The 18015-nt window shown below is 41.7% G+C and carries 17 protein-coding genes; 6 read left to right on the forward strand and 11 right to left on the reverse strand.

Annotated features, from left to right (window positions below; all coding sequences use genetic code 11):
* Window positions 1-5 precede the first annotated feature (5 nt).
* Together JWG41_RS19345 and JWG41_RS19350 are read left to right on the forward strand one after the other, a co-directional pair.
* On the forward strand, window positions 6-1037 hold the full coding sequence (locus JWG41_RS19345) for a thrombospondin type 3 repeat-containing protein (RefSeq protein ID WP_205271416.1): 1032 nt from the start codon (window positions 6-8) through the stop codon (window positions 1035-1037).
* 240 nt (window positions 1038-1277) lie between these two features.
* A complete protein-coding gene (locus tag JWG41_RS19350; protein WP_332461318.1) occupies window positions 1278-3713 on the forward strand; it encodes a fibronectin type III domain-containing protein in 2436 nt (811 codons plus the stop codon).
* A gap of 143 nt (window positions 3714-3856) precedes the next feature.
* Here JWG41_RS19350 and JWG41_RS19355 read toward each other — a convergent pair whose 3' ends face one another.
* The 4 genes from JWG41_RS19355 to JWG41_RS21275 form a co-directional block, all read right to left on the reverse strand.
* The gene (locus tag JWG41_RS19355) at window positions 3857-5356 is read right to left on the reverse strand and encodes an NHL repeat-containing protein (protein ID WP_205271395.1); all 1500 of its coding nucleotides are present in this window, start codon (window positions 5354-5356) and stop codon (window positions 3857-3859) included.
* A 177-nt stretch (window positions 5357-5533) separates the two neighbouring features.
* Window positions 5534-6046 (reverse strand): hypoxanthine phosphoribosyltransferase, encoded by a 513-nt coding sequence (hpt, locus tag JWG41_RS19360; protein WP_205271394.1) that lies wholly within the window; start codon window positions 6044-6046, stop codon window positions 5534-5536.
* On the reverse strand, window positions 6043-6555 hold the full coding sequence (locus JWG41_RS19365) for a SixA phosphatase family protein (RefSeq protein WP_205271417.1): 513 nt from the start codon (window positions 6553-6555) through the stop codon (window positions 6043-6045). The genes hpt and JWG41_RS19365 overlap by 4 nt, the downstream gene beginning before the upstream one ends.
* A gap of 45 nt (window positions 6556-6600) precedes the next feature.
* On the reverse strand, window positions 6601-7197 hold the full coding sequence (locus JWG41_RS21275; protein WP_205271392.1) for a response regulator transcription factor: 597 nt from the start codon (window positions 7195-7197) through the stop codon (window positions 6601-6603).
* Between the two features lie 6 nt (window positions 7198-7203).
* Between JWG41_RS21275 and JWG41_RS19375 the strand changes: the two genes are divergently transcribed.
* On the forward strand, window positions 7204-9636 hold the full coding sequence (locus JWG41_RS19375; protein WP_205271391.1) for a hybrid sensor histidine kinase/response regulator: 2433 nt from the start codon (window positions 7204-7206) through the stop codon (window positions 9634-9636).
* Here JWG41_RS19375 and JWG41_RS19380 read toward each other — a convergent pair.
* From JWG41_RS19380 to JWG41_RS19395, 4 genes are all read right to left on the reverse strand, one after another.
* Window positions 9628-10197 carry a DUF1569 domain-containing protein gene (locus JWG41_RS19380; protein WP_205271390.1) on the reverse strand — a complete coding sequence of 190 codons (570 nt, stop codon included), beginning with the start codon at window positions 10195-10197 and terminating at the stop codon, window positions 9628-9630. The genes JWG41_RS19375 and JWG41_RS19380 overlap by 9 nt on opposite strands.
* Before the next feature lie 24 nt (window positions 10198-10221).
* Window positions 10222-10929: a TerC family protein gene (locus JWG41_RS19385; RefSeq protein WP_205271436.1), complete on the reverse strand. Its 708-nt coding sequence runs from the start codon at window positions 10927-10929 to the stop codon at window positions 10222-10224.
* Between the two features lie 73 nt (window positions 10930-11002).
* Entirely contained in the window at window positions 11003-12442 is a 1440-nt protein-coding gene (locus JWG41_RS19390; protein WP_205271389.1) for a hypothetical protein, read from the reverse strand.
* 24 nt (window positions 12443-12466) lie between these two features.
* Complete coding sequence (locus JWG41_RS19395) at window positions 12467-13405, reverse strand: RluA family pseudouridine synthase (protein ID WP_205271388.1); 939 nt, start codon at window positions 13403-13405, stop codon at window positions 12467-12469.
* 56 nt (window positions 13406-13461) lie between these two features.
* On the opposite strand from JWG41_RS19395, the gene loa22 reads away from it, so the two are divergent.
* Both loa22 and JWG41_RS19405 read left to right on the forward strand, forming a co-directional pair.
* Window positions 13462-14031, forward strand: coding sequence for an OmpA family outer membrane lipoprotein Loa22 (gene loa22 / locus JWG41_RS19400; RefSeq protein WP_205271435.1), 570 nt, complete (start codon window positions 13462-13464; stop codon window positions 14029-14031).
* A gap of 303 nt (window positions 14032-14334) precedes the next feature.
* A complete protein-coding gene (locus tag JWG41_RS19405) occupies window positions 14335-14745 on the forward strand; it encodes a DUF1801 domain-containing protein (RefSeq protein WP_232374121.1) in 411 nt (136 codons plus the stop codon).
* On the opposite strand, the gene JWG41_RS19410 is transcribed toward JWG41_RS19405, so the two are convergent.
* From JWG41_RS19410 to JWG41_RS19415, 3 genes are all read right to left on the reverse strand, one after another.
* Window positions 14737-15171 (reverse strand): SRPBCC family protein, encoded by a 435-nt coding sequence (locus tag JWG41_RS19410; RefSeq protein ID WP_205271387.1) that lies wholly within the window; start codon window positions 15169-15171, stop codon window positions 14737-14739. The two genes, JWG41_RS19405 and JWG41_RS19410, sit on opposite strands and share 9 nt — an antisense overlap.
* A 107-nt stretch (window positions 15172-15278) precedes the next feature.
* The gene (locus JWG41_RS21090) at window positions 15279-15458 is read right to left on the reverse strand and encodes a hypothetical protein (protein WP_232374120.1); all 180 of its coding nucleotides are present in this window, start codon (window positions 15456-15458) and stop codon (window positions 15279-15281) included.
* A 55-nt stretch (window positions 15459-15513) separates the two neighbouring features.
* Window positions 15514-16242 (reverse strand): LA_2444/LA_4059 family outer membrane protein, encoded by a 729-nt coding sequence (locus tag JWG41_RS19415; RefSeq protein ID WP_232374119.1) that lies wholly within the window; start codon window positions 16240-16242, stop codon window positions 15514-15516.
* Between the two features lie 153 nt (window positions 16243-16395).
* On the opposite strand from JWG41_RS19415, the gene JWG41_RS19420 reads away from it, so the two are divergent.
* Complete coding sequence (locus tag JWG41_RS19420) at window positions 16396-18009, forward strand: fumarate hydratase (RefSeq protein ID WP_205271386.1); 1614 nt, start codon at window positions 16396-16398, stop codon at window positions 18007-18009.
* The last annotated feature ends 6 nt before the right edge of the window (window positions 18010-18015 follow it).

Below are 18015 nucleotides of genomic sequence, written 5' to 3' on the forward strand. Positions count from 1 at the left end.
TTTATATGAAAAAGTTTATTTGGATATTATTTACAGCATTCTATTTCTGGAACTGTCTTGCATTTTTAGATTTCAATCGAAGTAAAAATGAATTTTCTAAGGATTCTTTACTCGTTCTTTTAGGTTCCAATGATGTGGGTGTTCCTGCTGGTGGTGGAACCGCAGATCCATCGGGAACACGCATCCAGTCGAGTGATGAACTTTTTACCATCTTAATCCCAGAAGGTGCGATGGATGAAACAGTAGAATTTAAGATCACAAAATACAATTCTACACAAGCACCTCTTCCTTCTGGTTATGTGCCCACAAGTTCCATTTATCAAATAACACCATCATACAAATTCAAAAAAGAAGTGGTAGTGACTATCGCTCTGGACCGTGCCAAAGCGCAATCGATGAATTTAAACTTTGGGAAAAGTCGAGGATTTCATGTATCCAACACGAATTCAGAAACAGATGGACTCAGAATGCCAGGTTGGGCTGGTGTGAATACAACCCTTGATTCGGAAAATATTATTTTCCATACGAAGACCTTTTCGATGTTTGGTGGGGGAACACCACCGCCAGGAAATTTACCCCCCGTCATCAATGGTGCCTATTATTATTTAAAACCGGGAACCCTACATATACCATACCAACTCAGAGCCGATGTGTTGGAACCAGATGGTGACCCGATGAATGTTTATTTGGTCGTGGGACCAGCCGGTGGACCGACAAATTACTTCTCAATGCAAAGAGAAGGAACAACCAATTGGTACGAATCCAACATCCCTTACGAAGCGATGAGTCCTGGCGGAATCCTAATTCAAGTTATTGCCGTGGATGTCCACGGTCAAAAAACCGCAAGACCATCTACAGGAACTTTTTTATATCCCGCTGATTCTGGGAATCCCACATACATAAGCCAATACAATCCGGATCGTGATGGGGACGGATTCAATGATGTTTGGGAAGTTGATACCGGATTCAATCCAAACAATGCAGGTAGTCCACCAGGGGGAACACCATACCCACCGGGTTTACCCGTTGCCATATAAAACTTAGAAAATATACCAACGCAAGCTTGGGAGAAAGTGAATTACCCAATCCCATTTTCAGACAGAGGATAGCTTGATGGAGTTCAAAAAATAGTACAAATCAATTATCATACAACGGGTATTGGACTTGGTGGTTCTCCTATTGGCAATTTAAACTCATCTACCTTTACGGCGACAACACCTGGTGTAGCTGGGGTTTTCGCCACCTATCAAAGCTTAGAAGTATCCGCCTCTGTTCATGTGGCAGATACCATTGCTCCATCGAATATCACCGATTTGGTGGCAACACCCATGTCTGTTTCTAGAATTCAGTTGCGATGGACAGCACCCGGAAGTGTCGGTGTTTTAGGACAAGCATCTGCCTACGAAATCAGAAGGTCCAGCTCCCCCATTACCAATAATCTTCAGTGTGATGCAGCAACTGGTATCGCTCACACAATGATCCCGAAAAGTTCCGGTTTATTAGAAATCAAAGAGATTGATGGACATCTTCCGCAATCAACCTACTACTTCTGTGTTCGTGCCATTGATTCTTCTGGACTTCGGAATTCCTGGAGTGGAACCGTATCGGCGACTACCTATGCTCCGACAGATCTAGTTCCTCCGGCTGACATTACCACCGCTTCCGCCACTGTTGAGTCCTACCATCAAATCAAACTTAGTTGGACTGCAGTGGGAGACAATGGAAACACAGGATCCGCATCTTCTTATGAGATCAGAAGACGTTCCACTCCCATAGTATCAGATGACGACTGTTCTGCGGGGATTTTTGTTTCGAATAGTGTTGTCGCATCCACTACAGGCACTCCTTTAGAATTCACAGTCAGTGGGCTATCCTCGGGAACCGTGCATTATTTCTGTATCCGCGCTTTTGACCAGGGTGGGAATCGAAGTCTTTGGAGTGGAGTTCTCCAAGCAACAACACCTTTTGCCAACCAATCACCTGTGATTCAGTTGGCATCTAATCTTACCATTGATCTAGGCACAGAAGCCACTCTAGATGCTTCACTATCATCCGACCCTGACGCTTCATTTTGTGGGGCTCAAACAAATTTATATGAGTATAATTGGCGAGTGATTTCTAAACCTCCTCTATCCAACTTAGCCACTGGGGATATCCAAAGCAGAACGACTAAGCTTGCAAAAGTTTTACCTGATAAGAATGGCGAGTATGTCTTTGAATTTTCCTTTAAGGACAATGCGGGTAGTTGTGCGGGAGGGAATCGAACTTCTGTTTCTTTGGTCACTGTGCAAGTGAATTTGGTTCCGATAGATGCTCCTGCTTATGTGGAAGCCCAAGCAGGAGGAACGAGTGCGTTTGTGCAGTGGTGGCCGGTAACTGGTGCGACATCGTACACAGTGTACTATAGCCCAAGTCCTGGTGTGAGTACTGCATCCGCAAGCTTTGGTCCAGTGACCAATCCTTATGCGACCATTACTGGTTTAACGAGCGGGACATTATACTATTTTAGAGTAGTGGCAAATAATAGCGGAGGGTATAGTCTCGTTTCCGCAATGGAGCCAAGAGCATTTACAACGTCGACGCCACCAGGAATGAGTGTGGCAGGGACTCATGTAGATATTTCTGCAGGGCAAGGACTTAATTCCGGTTATCTCGCTAGCGTAGCTTTAGATCATGCCAGCGGTAAGTTGTTAGTTGTGACTCGTAATGGAGGTACTTTATTCGAAGGCAAACCTTCCCTTTTTCGGTGCAATCTGGACGGAACTAGTTGCACCCATACGGATATATCTGCTGGACAAGGACCTGGATCTTCGGGTAGTCACTCTAGTATCGAAGTTGATCACGTCAACGGAAAGTTGTTAGTTGTAACTTCAAACTATAACAATAGTTCCAAACCAAGTCTATTTCGCTGTAATTTGGATGGAACAAGTTGCACCCATACAGATATATCAGTGGGCCAAGGAGCTAATTCATGTTATCAACCTAAAATCGTTTTAGATCATACGAATGGCAAACTATTGGTTGTAACTCATAATGGAGCTAATAACTATAAACCAAGTCTATTTCGTTGTAATTTGGATGGAACAAGCTGCACGCATACAGATATATCTGCAGGACAAGGAGGTAGTTCCGGTGGTCAACCTAGTGTCGTTTTAGATCACGTCAACGGAAAGTTGTTAGTTGTTACTACTAACTCTGCCAATAATGCTAAACCAAGTCTATTTCGTTGTAATTTGGATGGAACAAGTTGTACGCATACAGATATATCGGCAGGACAAGGGACTAGTTCCGGTGGTCAACCTAGTGTCGTTTTAGATCGCGTCAATGCAAAGTTATTGGTTGTCACTGCAAATTATGGCAATAGTTCCAAACCAAGTCTATTTCGTTGTAATCTGGATGGAACAAGCTGCACGCATACAGATATATCAGCGGGCCAAGGGAGTGAATCTGGTGTGATTCCTAGTGCAGCTTTAGATCAGATTAATGGAAAGCTGTTGGTTGCCACACAGTCTAATGGAACTTATAATTCCAAACCAAGTCTATTTCGTTGTAATTTAGATGGATCAAGTTGCACGTATACGGACATATCAGCGGGCCAAGGGAATAATTCAGGCCTCTTTCCTAGCGCTATCTTAGTTCCCATAAGCGGAAAGTTGTTGGTTGTTACTAATAATGTATCTAATAATGCCAAGCCCTCCCTCTTTATCTGGTAACCAATCCCACGCCAGGGGATCCGAAGGGCCACGGTCTCACCCATAGGGTGAGACGGGAGCGAGAGCGCACCCCGGAGTGAGCCCGGTCGGGTTTGGATCAATCTACAATCACCTAACCAATTCGAGGCGCCAAAAGTTTGAAGCTAATACACCACTACCCGGTGGTTTCCAGAATCTGCTATGTACATCCTTCCCTGTTTATCAAAATGAACGTAAGTCGGACTATTTAAGTTTTGGCTATTCACTGAGCCAAGACCACAACTTCCATTATTATTTTCATTACCGCAGCCAAAGCTTCCAAACTGGCCAACAACTGCTGAGGCAGTCATTCCAGTAGCAAGATTGGTTCGGGGGTAGACAAGAACACGATGGTTATTTAAATCTGCCACGAATAAATTTTCACTTTGGTCTAAAGCAATACCAAAAGGCTGATTTAAACCATTGCTCGATGTGTTGCCTACGGCTGTGGTAAAGTTAGGTTGACCATAAACTCTTATAGCAGCTGTTGATCCTTTAGGATAATACACCACCCGGTTATTGATTGTGTCTGCAATGTAGATCCCTCCGACTGAATCAACAACAACTCCTTGGTTGTTAGCAAGGCTACTTGCAGAAAGCGGTGCGGTGACAGCGCTACTAAAATTCGCCTGGCCATAAACTTCAGTAGGCAGGATTGCATCTTTGGGAAAGTAAAGAACTCGGTTGTAACCAGTGTCGGACACATAGAATCCACCACTTGGATCTTGGCTCATATGGGTAGGGATACTTAATGATGAAGCAGATACGGCTGCTCCTCCAGATGTACTAAAGTTCGGTACGCCAATGGCACGAAACGGAATTGTATTCCCATTTGGATAAGCTAATATGCGATGGTTGGTTCCTGTGTCGGTCACAAAAAGATTGTTCGATGCATCTAAAAAGAAGGCTCGTGGGTCAACCAGTGTAGATGCCGCAATGCTTAATGTCATACAACTTAGATTTGGATTTGCGTTCGCGATATCGCAAGTGAATTGCCCATGTTGTCCATATACTCGCGTAGCTGTTGTTTGACCGGGTGGATAGTATAATACGCGATTGCCACTCGCAATATAAACTCCACCAGAGTTGTCGGTGATCACAGCATTTGGTCCCGATAAGTTATAGGCAGTGACAGGTCCTCCACTACCGCAACTTCCATTTATGTAAGGATCACCACAGGTTAAATCTCCCAACTGCCCATACACGTTAGTCGCTACCAAATCCCGCACTTCTATCGTGATCTGACTCTGCACCACACCTTTGCGATAGACAGTATAACTTTGCCTACTGATGGGAGTTGTTGGCATTCCCGAAAGAGCACCTGTATTTGGATCCACATACAATCCTTCGGGAAGATTGGGGCGAACCGTCACATCTGTTTTGGAACCTAATTTCGGTAATACGGAGATAGGAATGGATTTATAAAAAGTAAAATCGGTGAACCGGTATAATTCACCAGTATTGACCACTTGTAATTGGCAAAAACCACCTTCGATACTTGCGGAAACAATCAGTTGTGGAAAGAAGTCTTTCGATTCGCTATCACAAGGATTGGATAAAGGTAATTTTTGGCAGTTTGCGGAAAAACATAGAATCAAAGAAAACAAAATCAAACGAAGATTCATCTATATAAGAAAAGGATTTAGGAAGAAGGATCCTGGCAATTTGTTTTTAATTAGGTGCCCTTGAAAATAAATTTCATCCCGTTAATGATGAGAAATCAATTGTTTTGTAGCGAATTTTATTTAATTCGCATCAGTTGTACTGATGAGATTGTAACGAGTTCTATTTTAATAAAAAGTTTACTCGGTTCCTTCTAGTTTTGCCACATAAGGCAAGTTACGATACCGACCTTTGTAATCCAAACCATAACCAACAAGAAATTCATCTTCGATAATGAAACCAGGATAATGAACAGGAATGTGAGGATTTGCTTTGTTTTGTTTCCAAAACAGTGCTGCCACTCTCAAGTCTTTGGGATTGTGTTTTCCCACTTCTTCCAAAAGGTATTCTAATGTTTTTCCTGTATCCACAATGTCTTCCACAAGGAGAACGGATTTGTTTTGAACCGACTTTTTTAGTTCTTTGGTGATTTTTAAATTTCCAGAAGTGGTTGTGTCTTCATAAGAAGAGGCGGCCATAAAGTCCACTTCGTGGGGGATGGCAATGCTACGACAAAGATCGGCTGTGAAGATAAAACCACCATTCAAGATCCCAATCACAACTAGGTCTTTGCTAAGGAAATCGCGAGAGATCTCACGTGCCAGTTCTTCTACGCGTTGATGGATTCTTTCTTCTGAATATAAAGGTTTCATTCTTTGCCTATTTGCCCAGGGATCCAGAATACTGCCAATTGGCAATTGCCCCAGCTAAGATCTTTCCACGATTCTTCGGAAAAACTCAAGCCGAGAAATGAGGCCGTGGGAAATTTCTGAAATTTTGTGGGAGAGGTTTCCCCAAAAAGTAAGGCGGATCCGAGTTCTTCCAACCCAGGATTGTGGCCCACAAGGCAGACAGAGCGAACACTGGGAGAGAGACCATGTAATAAAAAGAGGAGGTCTTCTTTGTCGGCATCGTAGATGGCTTCCCGTAAGTCTGGTTTTGGGAAACGAAGGATTTCTTTGCGAAGAGAGGCGTAGGTTTTTTGCGTCCGCTCGGCTGGGGAAACCAAACATTGGTCAAATTCAAAACGACTTTCTTTTAAGTATTCCCGTAAGGCTTTGGATTGTTCTTTCCCACGCCGGGAAAGGGACCGTTCCAAATCAGAATCATAAGGTTCATCCCATTCTGATTTGGCATGGCGAAGTAAATAGATTTGTTTCATACTTCTAGCATAGTCGAAACAAACGAATAGGAAATCACGAAACTGCTATTTTTGTATTTCTTTTTCGTACTTGGAAATGAGTTCGTTGTTGTTCTTACAAGAAAATTTGGTACGCATTTGGTTGAGATGGTATTCCACAGTTTTTCTCGATTTTTGGATTCGGTCCGCCACTTCGTTTTGAGACAAACCCTGTACAAGTAAGTTCAAAATTTCCATTTGGAATGCAGAGAAGGGAAGTTGTACTTTACTCACTCCGTCGGAAACAAAGGATCCACCTTTCATCACAAGTTCAATGACTTCGGGAAGTTTGGAGATAGGATCTGACTTTAACATATATCCATCGGCTTTGGCTTTGAGAGCATCTTCTACATAAACCCGGCTTCCATGTAAGGAAAAGATAATGACTTTTGTGGGTTGGTGTTTTTCTTTAATTTCACGCAAAACATCGATGCCATTTCGATCCGGTAAGTCGATGTCCAAAACCAAAAGGTTAACTGGACTTGATTCTAAAAAATGAAACAAATCGGCAGCAGTTCGAAATTCTCCGGCAAGAGAAAAGAAAGGATTGGATTTTAGGATAGATATGATTCCTTCTGTGACAACGGAATGGTCTTCTAAGATGGCAATTTTAACGGATTCCACAGCCTCATGATTCTCAGCGCATTCTTCTCATCCATCCAAAAATCTTTCTGGGACTTACTTATTTTTTGTAGTTATCCCTTAATTTTGATCTTCATCCTTTTGGGCACCACCTCCTGCCGGTTTGACGCCTACCCAACCTTACTGGCAAAAGATGGTGTTTTAGATGCAAGGTCCGCTGATCTTTCAGGGGAAACCATAAACTTCACTGGGAAATGGGAATTTTATTGGAATGAGTTTTTGGATCCAAAACTGGAATCTCCCGAAAACAAATCTTATCTAAAAGTGGGAGTTCCTTGGTTCTCTCAAGAAAATGAAGATGGAGAAGTATACCCCAGTTTTGGATTTGCAACATACCGCCTAACAGTTATTTTGCCAGATCCTCCTGTGGAGAATCAAAATTTAGCTCTTTTGGTTCCTGTACTTCATAGCGCTTATAAAATGTATGTGAATGGTGAGTTGGTTGCTGAAAATGGAACCATCTCAAAAACAGAAAAGAACTACAAACCTTCTTTTCATATAAAAATTATCCCACTCAAAACTCTTTCTCAAAAATTAGATTTGGTCATTCATATATCCAACTTTTCACATAAGTATGCCGGCATTCATGGGATCATTCGCTTTGGAAAAATACAAAACATCATCAATATCTGGAACGTAAATTTTACAGTTTCTTGGATACTGATGGTTTTTATGTTACTTCTTTCCATCTATCATGCATTAGTTTATTTTATCAATCGCTCAGAACGAAATGCACTGCGAATGGCATTTGTTTATTTGGGAATTCTCATTCTAACTTCTACTCTCATCGAAACAAGAATTCTATTTAATCTTTTTTCGGATGATTATTGTGTTACCTTATTTCGGTTTTCTCGGATCGGATTTGTTTTGGTTATGTACTTTGGAGCTTACATTCTTCTGAATATGACTCAACTGCGTTTTTTCAAGCGGATGTTGATATTTTTAAAACTTTATGCCCTCACGTTTCTTCTTGTGGCAATGTTCACTCCCGTATCTCATCTTGCCGAAATTTCTTTTTATTTTGAATTTCTTTCAGCAACCTTTGTAATTCTGGGTCTTTTTTCCGTTTCTCTCGCCTTGTACTTTCAAAGAAAAGAAAGCCGGTTGTATTTCTTCAGTTTGCTTTTGGCAATTATTGGTGGGTTCATTGATTTATTTTTGATCTCCCATCCCAGTTTTGGATATAGACCTTTGGGACTTGTCTCTTTGTATTTGTTTATTTTACCACAAACCATCGGCGTTACCTTTGGACTTGTTCGTGTTTATAAACGTTCCGAATCCTTATCTAAAGAATTATACAAAAGAAAAGAAGCTCTAGAAAAAAAAGTCAAAGCCCGTACTTTGGAATTGGAAAAAGCCAATCGTTGGAAGGCAAACTTTGTCTCTCTCATTTCGCATGACTTACGTTCGCCGCTAAACAGCGTAAATCAAATTTTAGATGTAATCGACTTTAGTTTTAATGAATCCACAGAAGTGGAAAAAAAGAAATTTTTGGAAATTTGTAAAACAGGTGTGACCCAGTCTCTTCGGATGTTGGAACAACTTTTGGATGTCAGTCGGTTTGATGCCTTTGGAACCAAACTCATCCAAACACGATTTTCCGTGAATGATCTTTTGAATGAAATCATTGAGTCAGTGGAACCGCTCGCCACTCTCAAAGGAATCCGCATCCAAAAAGACACTCCCATCCAAGCCGAAATCATCGCCGACAGAACTTTGATTGGAGAAGTTTTTAAAAATATCCTCACCAATTCCATCAAATATTCCTATCTCAATTCGGAAGTTTGGATTGGCGTTTCTTACAAAGGGAAATGGTTATCAGTGGAGATTCGGGACCGAGGACTCGGAATGAGCGAAGAACAAATCCACAAACTCACCGGGGAAGAGAATATCAAAAGTATGCCGGGAACTGCTGGGGAACGCGGAACAGGACTTGGTTTACAACTCTGTATGAATATCCTCGAAGCCCATTTTGGAAAACTACGAATCAAATCTGTACTCGGCGTTGGATCTTCCTTTGAAATCTCTCTATCGAAAAGTACAAAGTCTGTACTCCTTGTGGATGACTCCGGAAACTTTAGATCAGATTTAGCGGAAGTTATGCGAAGAAATCAGTGGATCGTGATTGAAGCAGGAAATGGGGAAGAAGCTTTGTCTCACTTATCCCGAATCACACCTACCCTTGTCATTACCGATTTACAAATGCCGGGAATGAATGGAATCTCACTCATTCATGAATGGGAAGGTCGCCGCCACCAAAACCAAAAGATCCCCATCATTTTAATTAGTTCGGATGCCCCTCTTTCTGGTGGAGATAAATTTTTAGAAGAAGAGGGGCTGGAAACTATTGTCTCGGCTTACCTTTCCAAGATGTACAAGGCAGAGGACCTCTGCCAACAAATCGAATTTATTTTACCCTAACACTCGTTCCATATGGTTTCTGATGTGGAGGCTATGGGCTACATCATATTCTCCTTTAGTGAGTTCTCCATAAGCAAAATGAGGTCTTAAACTAGATTCTTTGGCTTTGGAAAAATCATCAATGGCTTGGATGAGTCTTTTGATCCCCGCTTTGATTTCCGTAGTATTGGCGATGTCTTCGGCACCAGGAATGGGTTCTTCCAATCCATGATTCATTTTGTTTTTAAAAGCAAAAATAGAAAAGGCAACCTTACCTACAGATCCTCGAAAGATAGAGGATTTCATTTCTGGATATCCTTTTAACGAATATTCGATACTTTGCGCGCAGTGGGCAAACACCTTGCCGGGGCTCCAGGTACCGGAAAGTTTAAATTCCTCAGGATCTGCTTGTAACTTAACGAGGAGTTCACGAAGGTCGGAGAGATCCTCTGCATCTTCCCAAGGGGATTCGCTAGATGTTTCCGATTTTGTTTCTTCTTTGGCTGGTCCTTCCGCACGCAGTGGCAAATGGAGAAGGCTATAAGATAAAGCTGTTTTTTGTAAAAACTCTTTTCGTTTCATGTAATTTTCCTTATCGCTAATTGGTTATTTTTTGGAACGAAGTTTTAAATTTAAGAATTCAACAATCACAGAAAAACACATCGCAAAGTAAATGTAACCTTTAGGAATGTGTAATTCCAAACCTTCTCCGAGAAGGGCCACACCAATCAAAATCAAAAAACTTAAGGCTAAGATTTTGATTGTGGGGTGTTGGTCTACGAAATCGGAAATACTTCCACTCGATAACAACATAAAACCTACAGACAAAACCACAGCGGTAATCATCACACCTAACTGGTCTGTCATTCCCACAGCAGTGATGACGGAATCCAAAGAGAACACAATGTCCAAAATCATAATTTGGATGATGACTTTGGTAAAAGAAATTCGTTTTCCCGATCCTTCTTCTAACTCTGGTTCTCCTTCTAATTTGTGATGGATTTCTGTGGTGGACTTAGCAATGAGAAAGAGTCCTCCCAAAATCAGAATGATGTCACGACCACTGATGGCATGGTTGATAATGGTAAAAACCGGAGCCGTGAGTTTCATGATGAGAGAAAGAGAAAAGAGTAAAAGGATTCTTGTCACCATGGCGAGCATAAGTCCGATTTGGCGGGCAGACTTTTGTTTTGTTTTTGGCAAACGAGAGGAGAGGATGGAGATAAAGATGATATTGTCAATGCCTAGGACAATTTCCAAAGCAGTCAAAGTCAAAAGCGCAAGCCATACCGATGGGTCGGAAAGAATTTCTATCATAACGTATCCTAAAGTTCTAAAAATGAAAAATGAATCAATCCAAATCCCGGGTCCCTTTTTGTAAGCGGGACTACCGCCTATAAAAAAACCAACCCTCACATTCTTTGACTAACCGTGTTCCCTTCCAAAGATCCAAATATTCTTTGGTCTCGGTGATTCCCCATGAAAAGCTTGTGAATGGTTTGTCACCAAGGCCCTTGTCCCAAGTTCGATTGGAAATCCAAGGGTAATAGATCCCTTCTTTTGTGAAAGGAACGAGGGTCCAATTTTTGTCCGAAAACGCATAAGTGTATTTGATCGGCCAATAGGTGGCGGCCCCAGGAACCTTCGGATCAAATTCGGAAAGGCATTCTAACCTGTGTGCCCTTTTTGCCTCACCCTCTTGGATCGACTTGGCGAGAAGGGGATACTTCTCATTATAAAAGAAAACGAGCCCGAGAAACAAAACTAAGGTGGCGACCGATCGAACGAGTGGCAACATCGAAACCAACCGAAAGATAAGAAAGAAAATACAAAACGGCAAAAAGAACAAATAGCGAAAGTTAGGTTCTATTTGAAAGATAAATAAGGCAATCACCGAAAGAAAGGGAGAGAGAAGGAAAACCAAATCTAAAAACTGTTTTTTCAATTCAAGACGTAGGAATAAAAACAAAATGTAGATGATACAAAGAACCAAATACCAATAAAACCAATCGGCAAATATCGGATGTTTGGTGATGGATTCGATCACACCATGGATCCAAGAATTCGGATCTTTAGAAATCAAATCCCTTGCCACACGGATTCGGTCCATGGTCGGAAGTTCTTTCGAGGTAAAAATTCCAATCCCCAAAGATTGAATTCCCTTTTGCCAAATCTTCCCCAAACCAAATCCAAGAACCACCAAACCAATAGGGTAGATCGATTGTTTTCGCAAACGAACGATCGCATACACCAGAAGAAAAGGGGCAATGTTGACAAAATACCAATATTCCGAGACCCAAACCAGGGAGATCATGATTAGGAATCGTAATCCTTGGGTTCGATTTTTAGAATCCCAGCGATGGATTTCGTACATTGTGTAGGCCGCAAACAGAAAGGTCATGGCATGGAAGGCCGGCAGAAAAAACTGACCGAGGCTATTCGGCATCACTCCGGCAATCGCCAAAAATCCCAAAGAAAACAAATAGGCTTTGTTATTTTTCAGACCAAGGGCTTTTGCCAAATAAAAAGGCATCACAAAAGACAAAAATCCAAAGGCCCAGTGGAACCAGTACACAGACTTTAAAACTGGATACAGGAATACCGCGAGGATCATCTCGGGGAAAAGATAAGAGCAAGGGGGGACATTCCATCCGCGAACCCCGGCCCATCCCCCGACCCAAAAATCCCGAGCAAACAAATAGGGATAAAAAATATCACTATGGGTTCCCTCACCCATATGATTTTCATAAATCGCATCGTAAAACAAATGAAAGGTGCCAAAAAGCACCAACAAAATTAAAATCGGTTTTAGGTTACGCCATTTCATCTATATCTACAAAAAATCTATCGATTAGTAACTAGGGCATTTCCTTTCGAAGGTTTTGAACCTTTCTGGAAATTCCAACTCCACTAAGATCCGTTTGTCGGGAATGAAAGGATGAGGAAATTCCAATCGTTTGGCAAAAAGAAGGAGCCCATATTGCGTGTAATCTTTTGCCGAACGAGAATACAAAGTATCCCCCACAACAGGACAACCCATCTTCGCCATATGAACACGGATTTGGTGGGTACGACCGGTTTCCAAACCCAGTTTCATCAAACTAAATTTACGACCGGTTTGTGTTTGGACAATTTTTTCCGTTTTGTAATGAGTGATGGCCATTCGTCCATCTTCTCTGACACACATCTTCACTCGTTCTACGGGATGACGGCCAATCGGTAAGTTCACCGTACCTTCCGCTTCCACAGGAGCTTGGAGCACCCAAGCATAATAAGTTTTATCCACGAGCCGGTCTTGGAAAAGTTTGGAAAGAGCCGCGTGAGCGCGATCCGTTTTAGCAATGATAAGAACTCCCTCAGTGGGTTTGTCTAACCTGTGCACAATTCCTGGACGACGTTCACCGCCTGTGGCTGATAGGTTTTGGAACTGGTGTAACAATCCATTGACGAGAGAAGGTTGGTCATCACCCGGTCCACTGTGGCAAGCAATCCCCGCTTTCTTATGGATAACCATAAATTCGTCTTCGTCATAAAGGACAGGAATGTCCATAGCGATGGGTTCGAGCCGGGAAGGGGGTCTTGCGATCACATTCACGACATACTCTTCACCAAGAGTCACCTTATACCCGTTTTTATGGGCGAGTTGTTCTTTGGTTTTGTTGGTCACAAATCCCGAATCAATCCACTTTTGAACGGTAGAACGGCTGAGATCGTCTCCAGCATTGTCTTTTAGAAAGACATCCAGGCGACTTTGGTCATAATCTTCGGAAACGGTTAGAAATATTTGCATTTTCGGTTGTTATCTAATGAAAAGAACTAAACTATGGAAACATTAAGGTAGGTCAACTGATGAAAAAAGGATTTTTTTTAAGCCTCATCCTCCTCGCAGGTCTTTCGCTTTCATTAACGAATTGTTCGTCTTCTGAAGAAAAAGAAACTCCCAAAGACACAACGTCCACTACGGGAACAACATCCACTGTCTCTTCCAGAGATCTCAATGCAGCTCTTTTGGACGAAATCAATGTAGCACTCAAAGACTACCGCTATCCAGACGGCGTTCGTCGCAGAGGTTTTAGCTACAAACAAGCGGACATCCAAGCAGAAGATTTCAAAACTTGGGCAAAAGACAATGTTTCTTACATCAAAGATGCAATTGCAAAACTTCCTGAAGGTTACGCTCTTGAAGTGACTGGTCACGCAGACGCTTCCGGTCCAGAAGAAGCAGAAGGTGCTAAAAAAGGAAACGGATACTACTCACAAATTCGTTCTGACGCTGTGAAAGATGCTCTTGTAAAACAAGGAATTCCTGCGGACAAATTGGTGACAAAAGCTTCTGGTTCTTCTAAACCAATTTCTGGTTTTGATGAAAAAGACGCGATCAATCGCCGAGTGACTTTCCAAGTAGTTTCTAAATAAGAAAGTTCGCTTTTTAAACTAGAGATTTTTCTCTAAATGAAACCCACCCTTTTGGTGGGTTTTTTTATACCCACTTCCTGTTTTGTAAATACAATTGATTATTGGTTTTTTTAGTGGGGGCGCCTCGGACTGGTTATGCGAATCTCCATTTTTTTCATTACCGACCGCGCTTTCCGCTCCAATCCTTCGTGGGTTTTGATTTAAATCCAAATTCTACTTATTTTTAACGAAGGATTTCCACTGCAATCGCTGGCGCAAGGGATTGGAACCTGGAATCAATTTTTCAATAAATAGGTTCTAAGTTTGATTTTTCTACTGTATCTCTTTGAAAATCTGGTAAACTCACCTACCATGCCAAACACTGTCCTCGAAACCATCCAATACAAGATGATTGGTTATGTGGTTCCCAAAAAAACATACCCAGCAGGTTATCATGTGACTCCAGAACTGGCACTTCCCTTTCTACACATCGCTTCTCAGAAGAACGGTCTGGCTCTGTATCATATGGGAATTTATGCCGATCTCAAACTTTTGAAATGGTTTCAAACGGAGTATCCCAAACATTCTAAAACCAAATTGGATATGGGAAAAAGTTGCATCCGGTTTAAAAAGATAGAAGAGATTCCCTGGAAATTGATTGGGGAGTTAGTTACGAAAATGAGTCCTAAGGATTGGATTTCCCTTTATGAGAAAAATAGGAAGGGATCAAAGTGACTCGGTAAACTGTTTGAAGTTTTGCATATGTTGGAGGGACTGTTTTCGAAACATAGGTTGTAACAATAGGGAAAACCATTTCATCGGTGCTTTCAGTCGAAATTCTTGAACGGAAGTATAACGAGTGAGACTCGGGGACAGAGCCTCAAATTGGTTTTGTACCAAATTCCAAATGCCTCCCACTTCATAAGTCCCAGAAAATTCTTTAGGTAGATTACGAACGGTAATGGTTTCTACCATTTCCATTTTGCGTCCGTTCATATCGAAAGTCAGTTTGGATTTAGCACCGGGTTGTCCTGGGGTTCCTGATATGGGTTCAAAGGATTGTAATCCCACCATCCATCGTTTCAAATTTTCCGGATCATCAAATGTTTGGATCACAAAATTGAGTGGTTTGTTGATATCGATGGAAACGGTGTATTTCATAGTTCGAAAATCTTATCTTTCTTTGGTTTCTAAGTCAAGTAAGGAATTGAAATTCCATTGACCTTAGAATGCATTGAAAACCTAACTTTTGTCCCTTAAAACTTTCCTTAAAAACTCACCATCATCCCCAGATAAATCCCTCGCAGAGTGTCAAAGTGTTCGGATTTTTTGGGGAGGTTTATTTCCCAGGCCCCAGTGATAGAGGGACTTGCAGAACCTAAATTCTCTGTACTGCGACTGAGTTGAATTTCATTATAATGTAAATAAGAGAATTTGGAAACGATCATATTGTAACCGATAAAGAACTTCATATGGGGATGGAAAGAGTAGGAGAGGGAACCATCAAATTCGTATCCACGAAAGATTCCCCCCTGTACCGGCGGTGGATAAAGAATACTGAAACCTATCTTCCGTTAGGTTTGGTTGTTTGAAAAACCGAGTGCCTTGCGTATAAAATACATCCAATGTTAGGTGAAAGGCAATGTCTCCGGTGAGTTGGTAAATACTTTGCAGAGAGGCTTGTGGTCCATAGGTAAAAAAGTATTCTTTAAAAGTTCCTTGCCCTAGATAATTTCCATATAGGTAACGATTGATGTTACGAAGCCCTCCTCCTAAATAAAGATTCCAATCACGAGAGGGGGTGAAAGTTTTGTAGGCATTGAATTCAAACTCCGAACGAGCCATAGGGGAAAGGTAATACCGAGAAATGTTTGGCCCTTGTGCTGTTTGTTGGTAGAGGAGAGTGTTTGCATTGACAATTTCAATTTCAAAGTACGAGAGTTCTAATTTAAAACCCTTCGCTAAATTTTCATAACTGAATACAAAAGGAATGAGAACCTTTCCGTTTTCCTTTAAGGCGGAACTAGAACGAGTGGGAACCAGTGCTTCATTTTTATCAGTGAGAGCGGTGTATTCATAAGGCAGATATTGGTAGGTTTGTCTTTTTAAGAGTAAGCTGAATTTAGCGGATTTATTTTTTTCCTCAGGTTCCGGCGTGACTGTCCCCGTCTCTTCTGCAAATAACAGAGAAGAGAAAGAAAAAAATAAAATGTAAATGAGGCTCTGTTTCATTTTCCTTTGTTATAGACTGATTTTAGAAAAAGGAAAACGAATTTTCCCGTTTGGCTTCCTGCTTTGTCCGTTAGTGTTTCTCAAAGTCCCGGTAAAAATTCATTTACTGGAAAGAGAATTCCCTAAAGATAGAAGGATAGTTTAGAGGTTTCCATGCCAGAATTCTTTTATTCCGATCCCTTCCCACTCGGGGAAGATACAACTCCTTACAAATTGTTAACCAAAGATTTTGTAAGCACTGTCCCATTCGGGGATAAAGAAATTTTAAAAATAGAACCGGAAGGTTTAACCTTTCTTGCACAAAAAGCCATGGAAGACATTGCTTTTTATCTCCGCCCCGGCCACTTAGAAAAAGTTCGTAAGATTTTAGATGATCCGGAAGCCACTCAAAATGATCGATTTGTGGCGATGGCTCTTCTCAAAAATGCTGTCATTGCCGCGGACAAACAACTGCCTTCTTGTCAAGACACAGGAACGGGAATTGTTATGGGAAAAAAGGGAGAGTATGTGATCACCGGTGGGGACGATGCCGAAGCCCTTTCCAAAGGAATTTATAACACATACGTTGAGCGTAACTTACGTTATTCGCAAGTGGTTCCTCTTTCTATGTATGAAGAAACCAACTCCGGTTCCAACTTACCTGCTCAGGTGGATATTTATGCCACACCAGGTCAAAAATATAGTTTTCTATTTATGGCAAAGGGGGGTGGATCAGCCAACAAAACTTACCTTTATCAAGAAACCAAAGCCCTTCTGAATCCCGCATCCCTTGAAAAATTCATTTCAGAAAAAGTAGCAAATCTTGGAACTTCTGCTTGCCCTCCGTACCACATAGCGGTAGTTATTGGTGGTACTTCTGCAGAAGCCAATTTAAAAACAGTCAAACTCGCATCCGCAGGTTATTTGGATCATTTACCAACGAAAGGAACTAAAGAAGGAACTGCCTTCCGTGATATCGAACTCGAAGAGAAGATGTTACTGGCTGCACAAAAATCAGGAATTGGAGCTCAGTTTGGTGGAAAGTATTTAGCTCATGATTTTCGAATCATTCGTTTGCCAAGACATGGCGCTTCTTGCCCTGTCGGACTTGGGGTCAGCTGTAGTGCCGATCGTAATATCAAAGCCAAAATCACCAAAGACGGAATCTACTTAGAACAACTCGAATATGACCCAGCTCGTTTTTTACCTACAGTAGAGGAATCGGATGCGGGTAGTGAAACGGTTCATATCAATTTAAACCAACCCATGAATGAGATTCTTGGGATCTTAAATAAATATCCTGTCAAAACACGTGTTATGTTGTCGGGAAGGTTGGTTGTGGCTCGTGACATTGCTCATGCCAAACTCAAAGAAAAATTAGATAAGGGTGAACCTCTGCCTGATTATTTCAAAAACCATCCTGTGTATTATGCTGGTCCTGCCAAAACTCCAGAAGGAATGCCATCGGGATCGTTTGGTCCAACAACTGCAGGGCGAATGGATAGTTACGTTCCTCTTTTCCAAGAGAAAGGCTACTCCATGATATCTCTTGCTAAAGGGAATCGTTCCAAAGTGGTAACGGACAGTTGTAAGAAGAATGGTGGATTCTATCTTGGCTCCATTGGTGGACCTGCAGCCTTACTTGCTAAAGAAAACATCAAGAAGGTAGAAGTCCTCGACTTTCCTGAGCTCGGTATGGAAGCCATTTGGTCGATTGAAGTGGAAAACTTTCCGGCCTTCATTGTTGTGGACGACAAAGGAAACGATTTTTTCCAGATGCTGAATTAAAAACAT

The organism is Leptospira chreensis, from assembly GCF_016919165.1.
In the GTDB taxonomy this organism is placed as follows: Bacteria; Spirochaetota; Leptospiria; order Leptospirales; family Leptospiraceae; genus Leptospira_A; species Leptospira_A chreensis.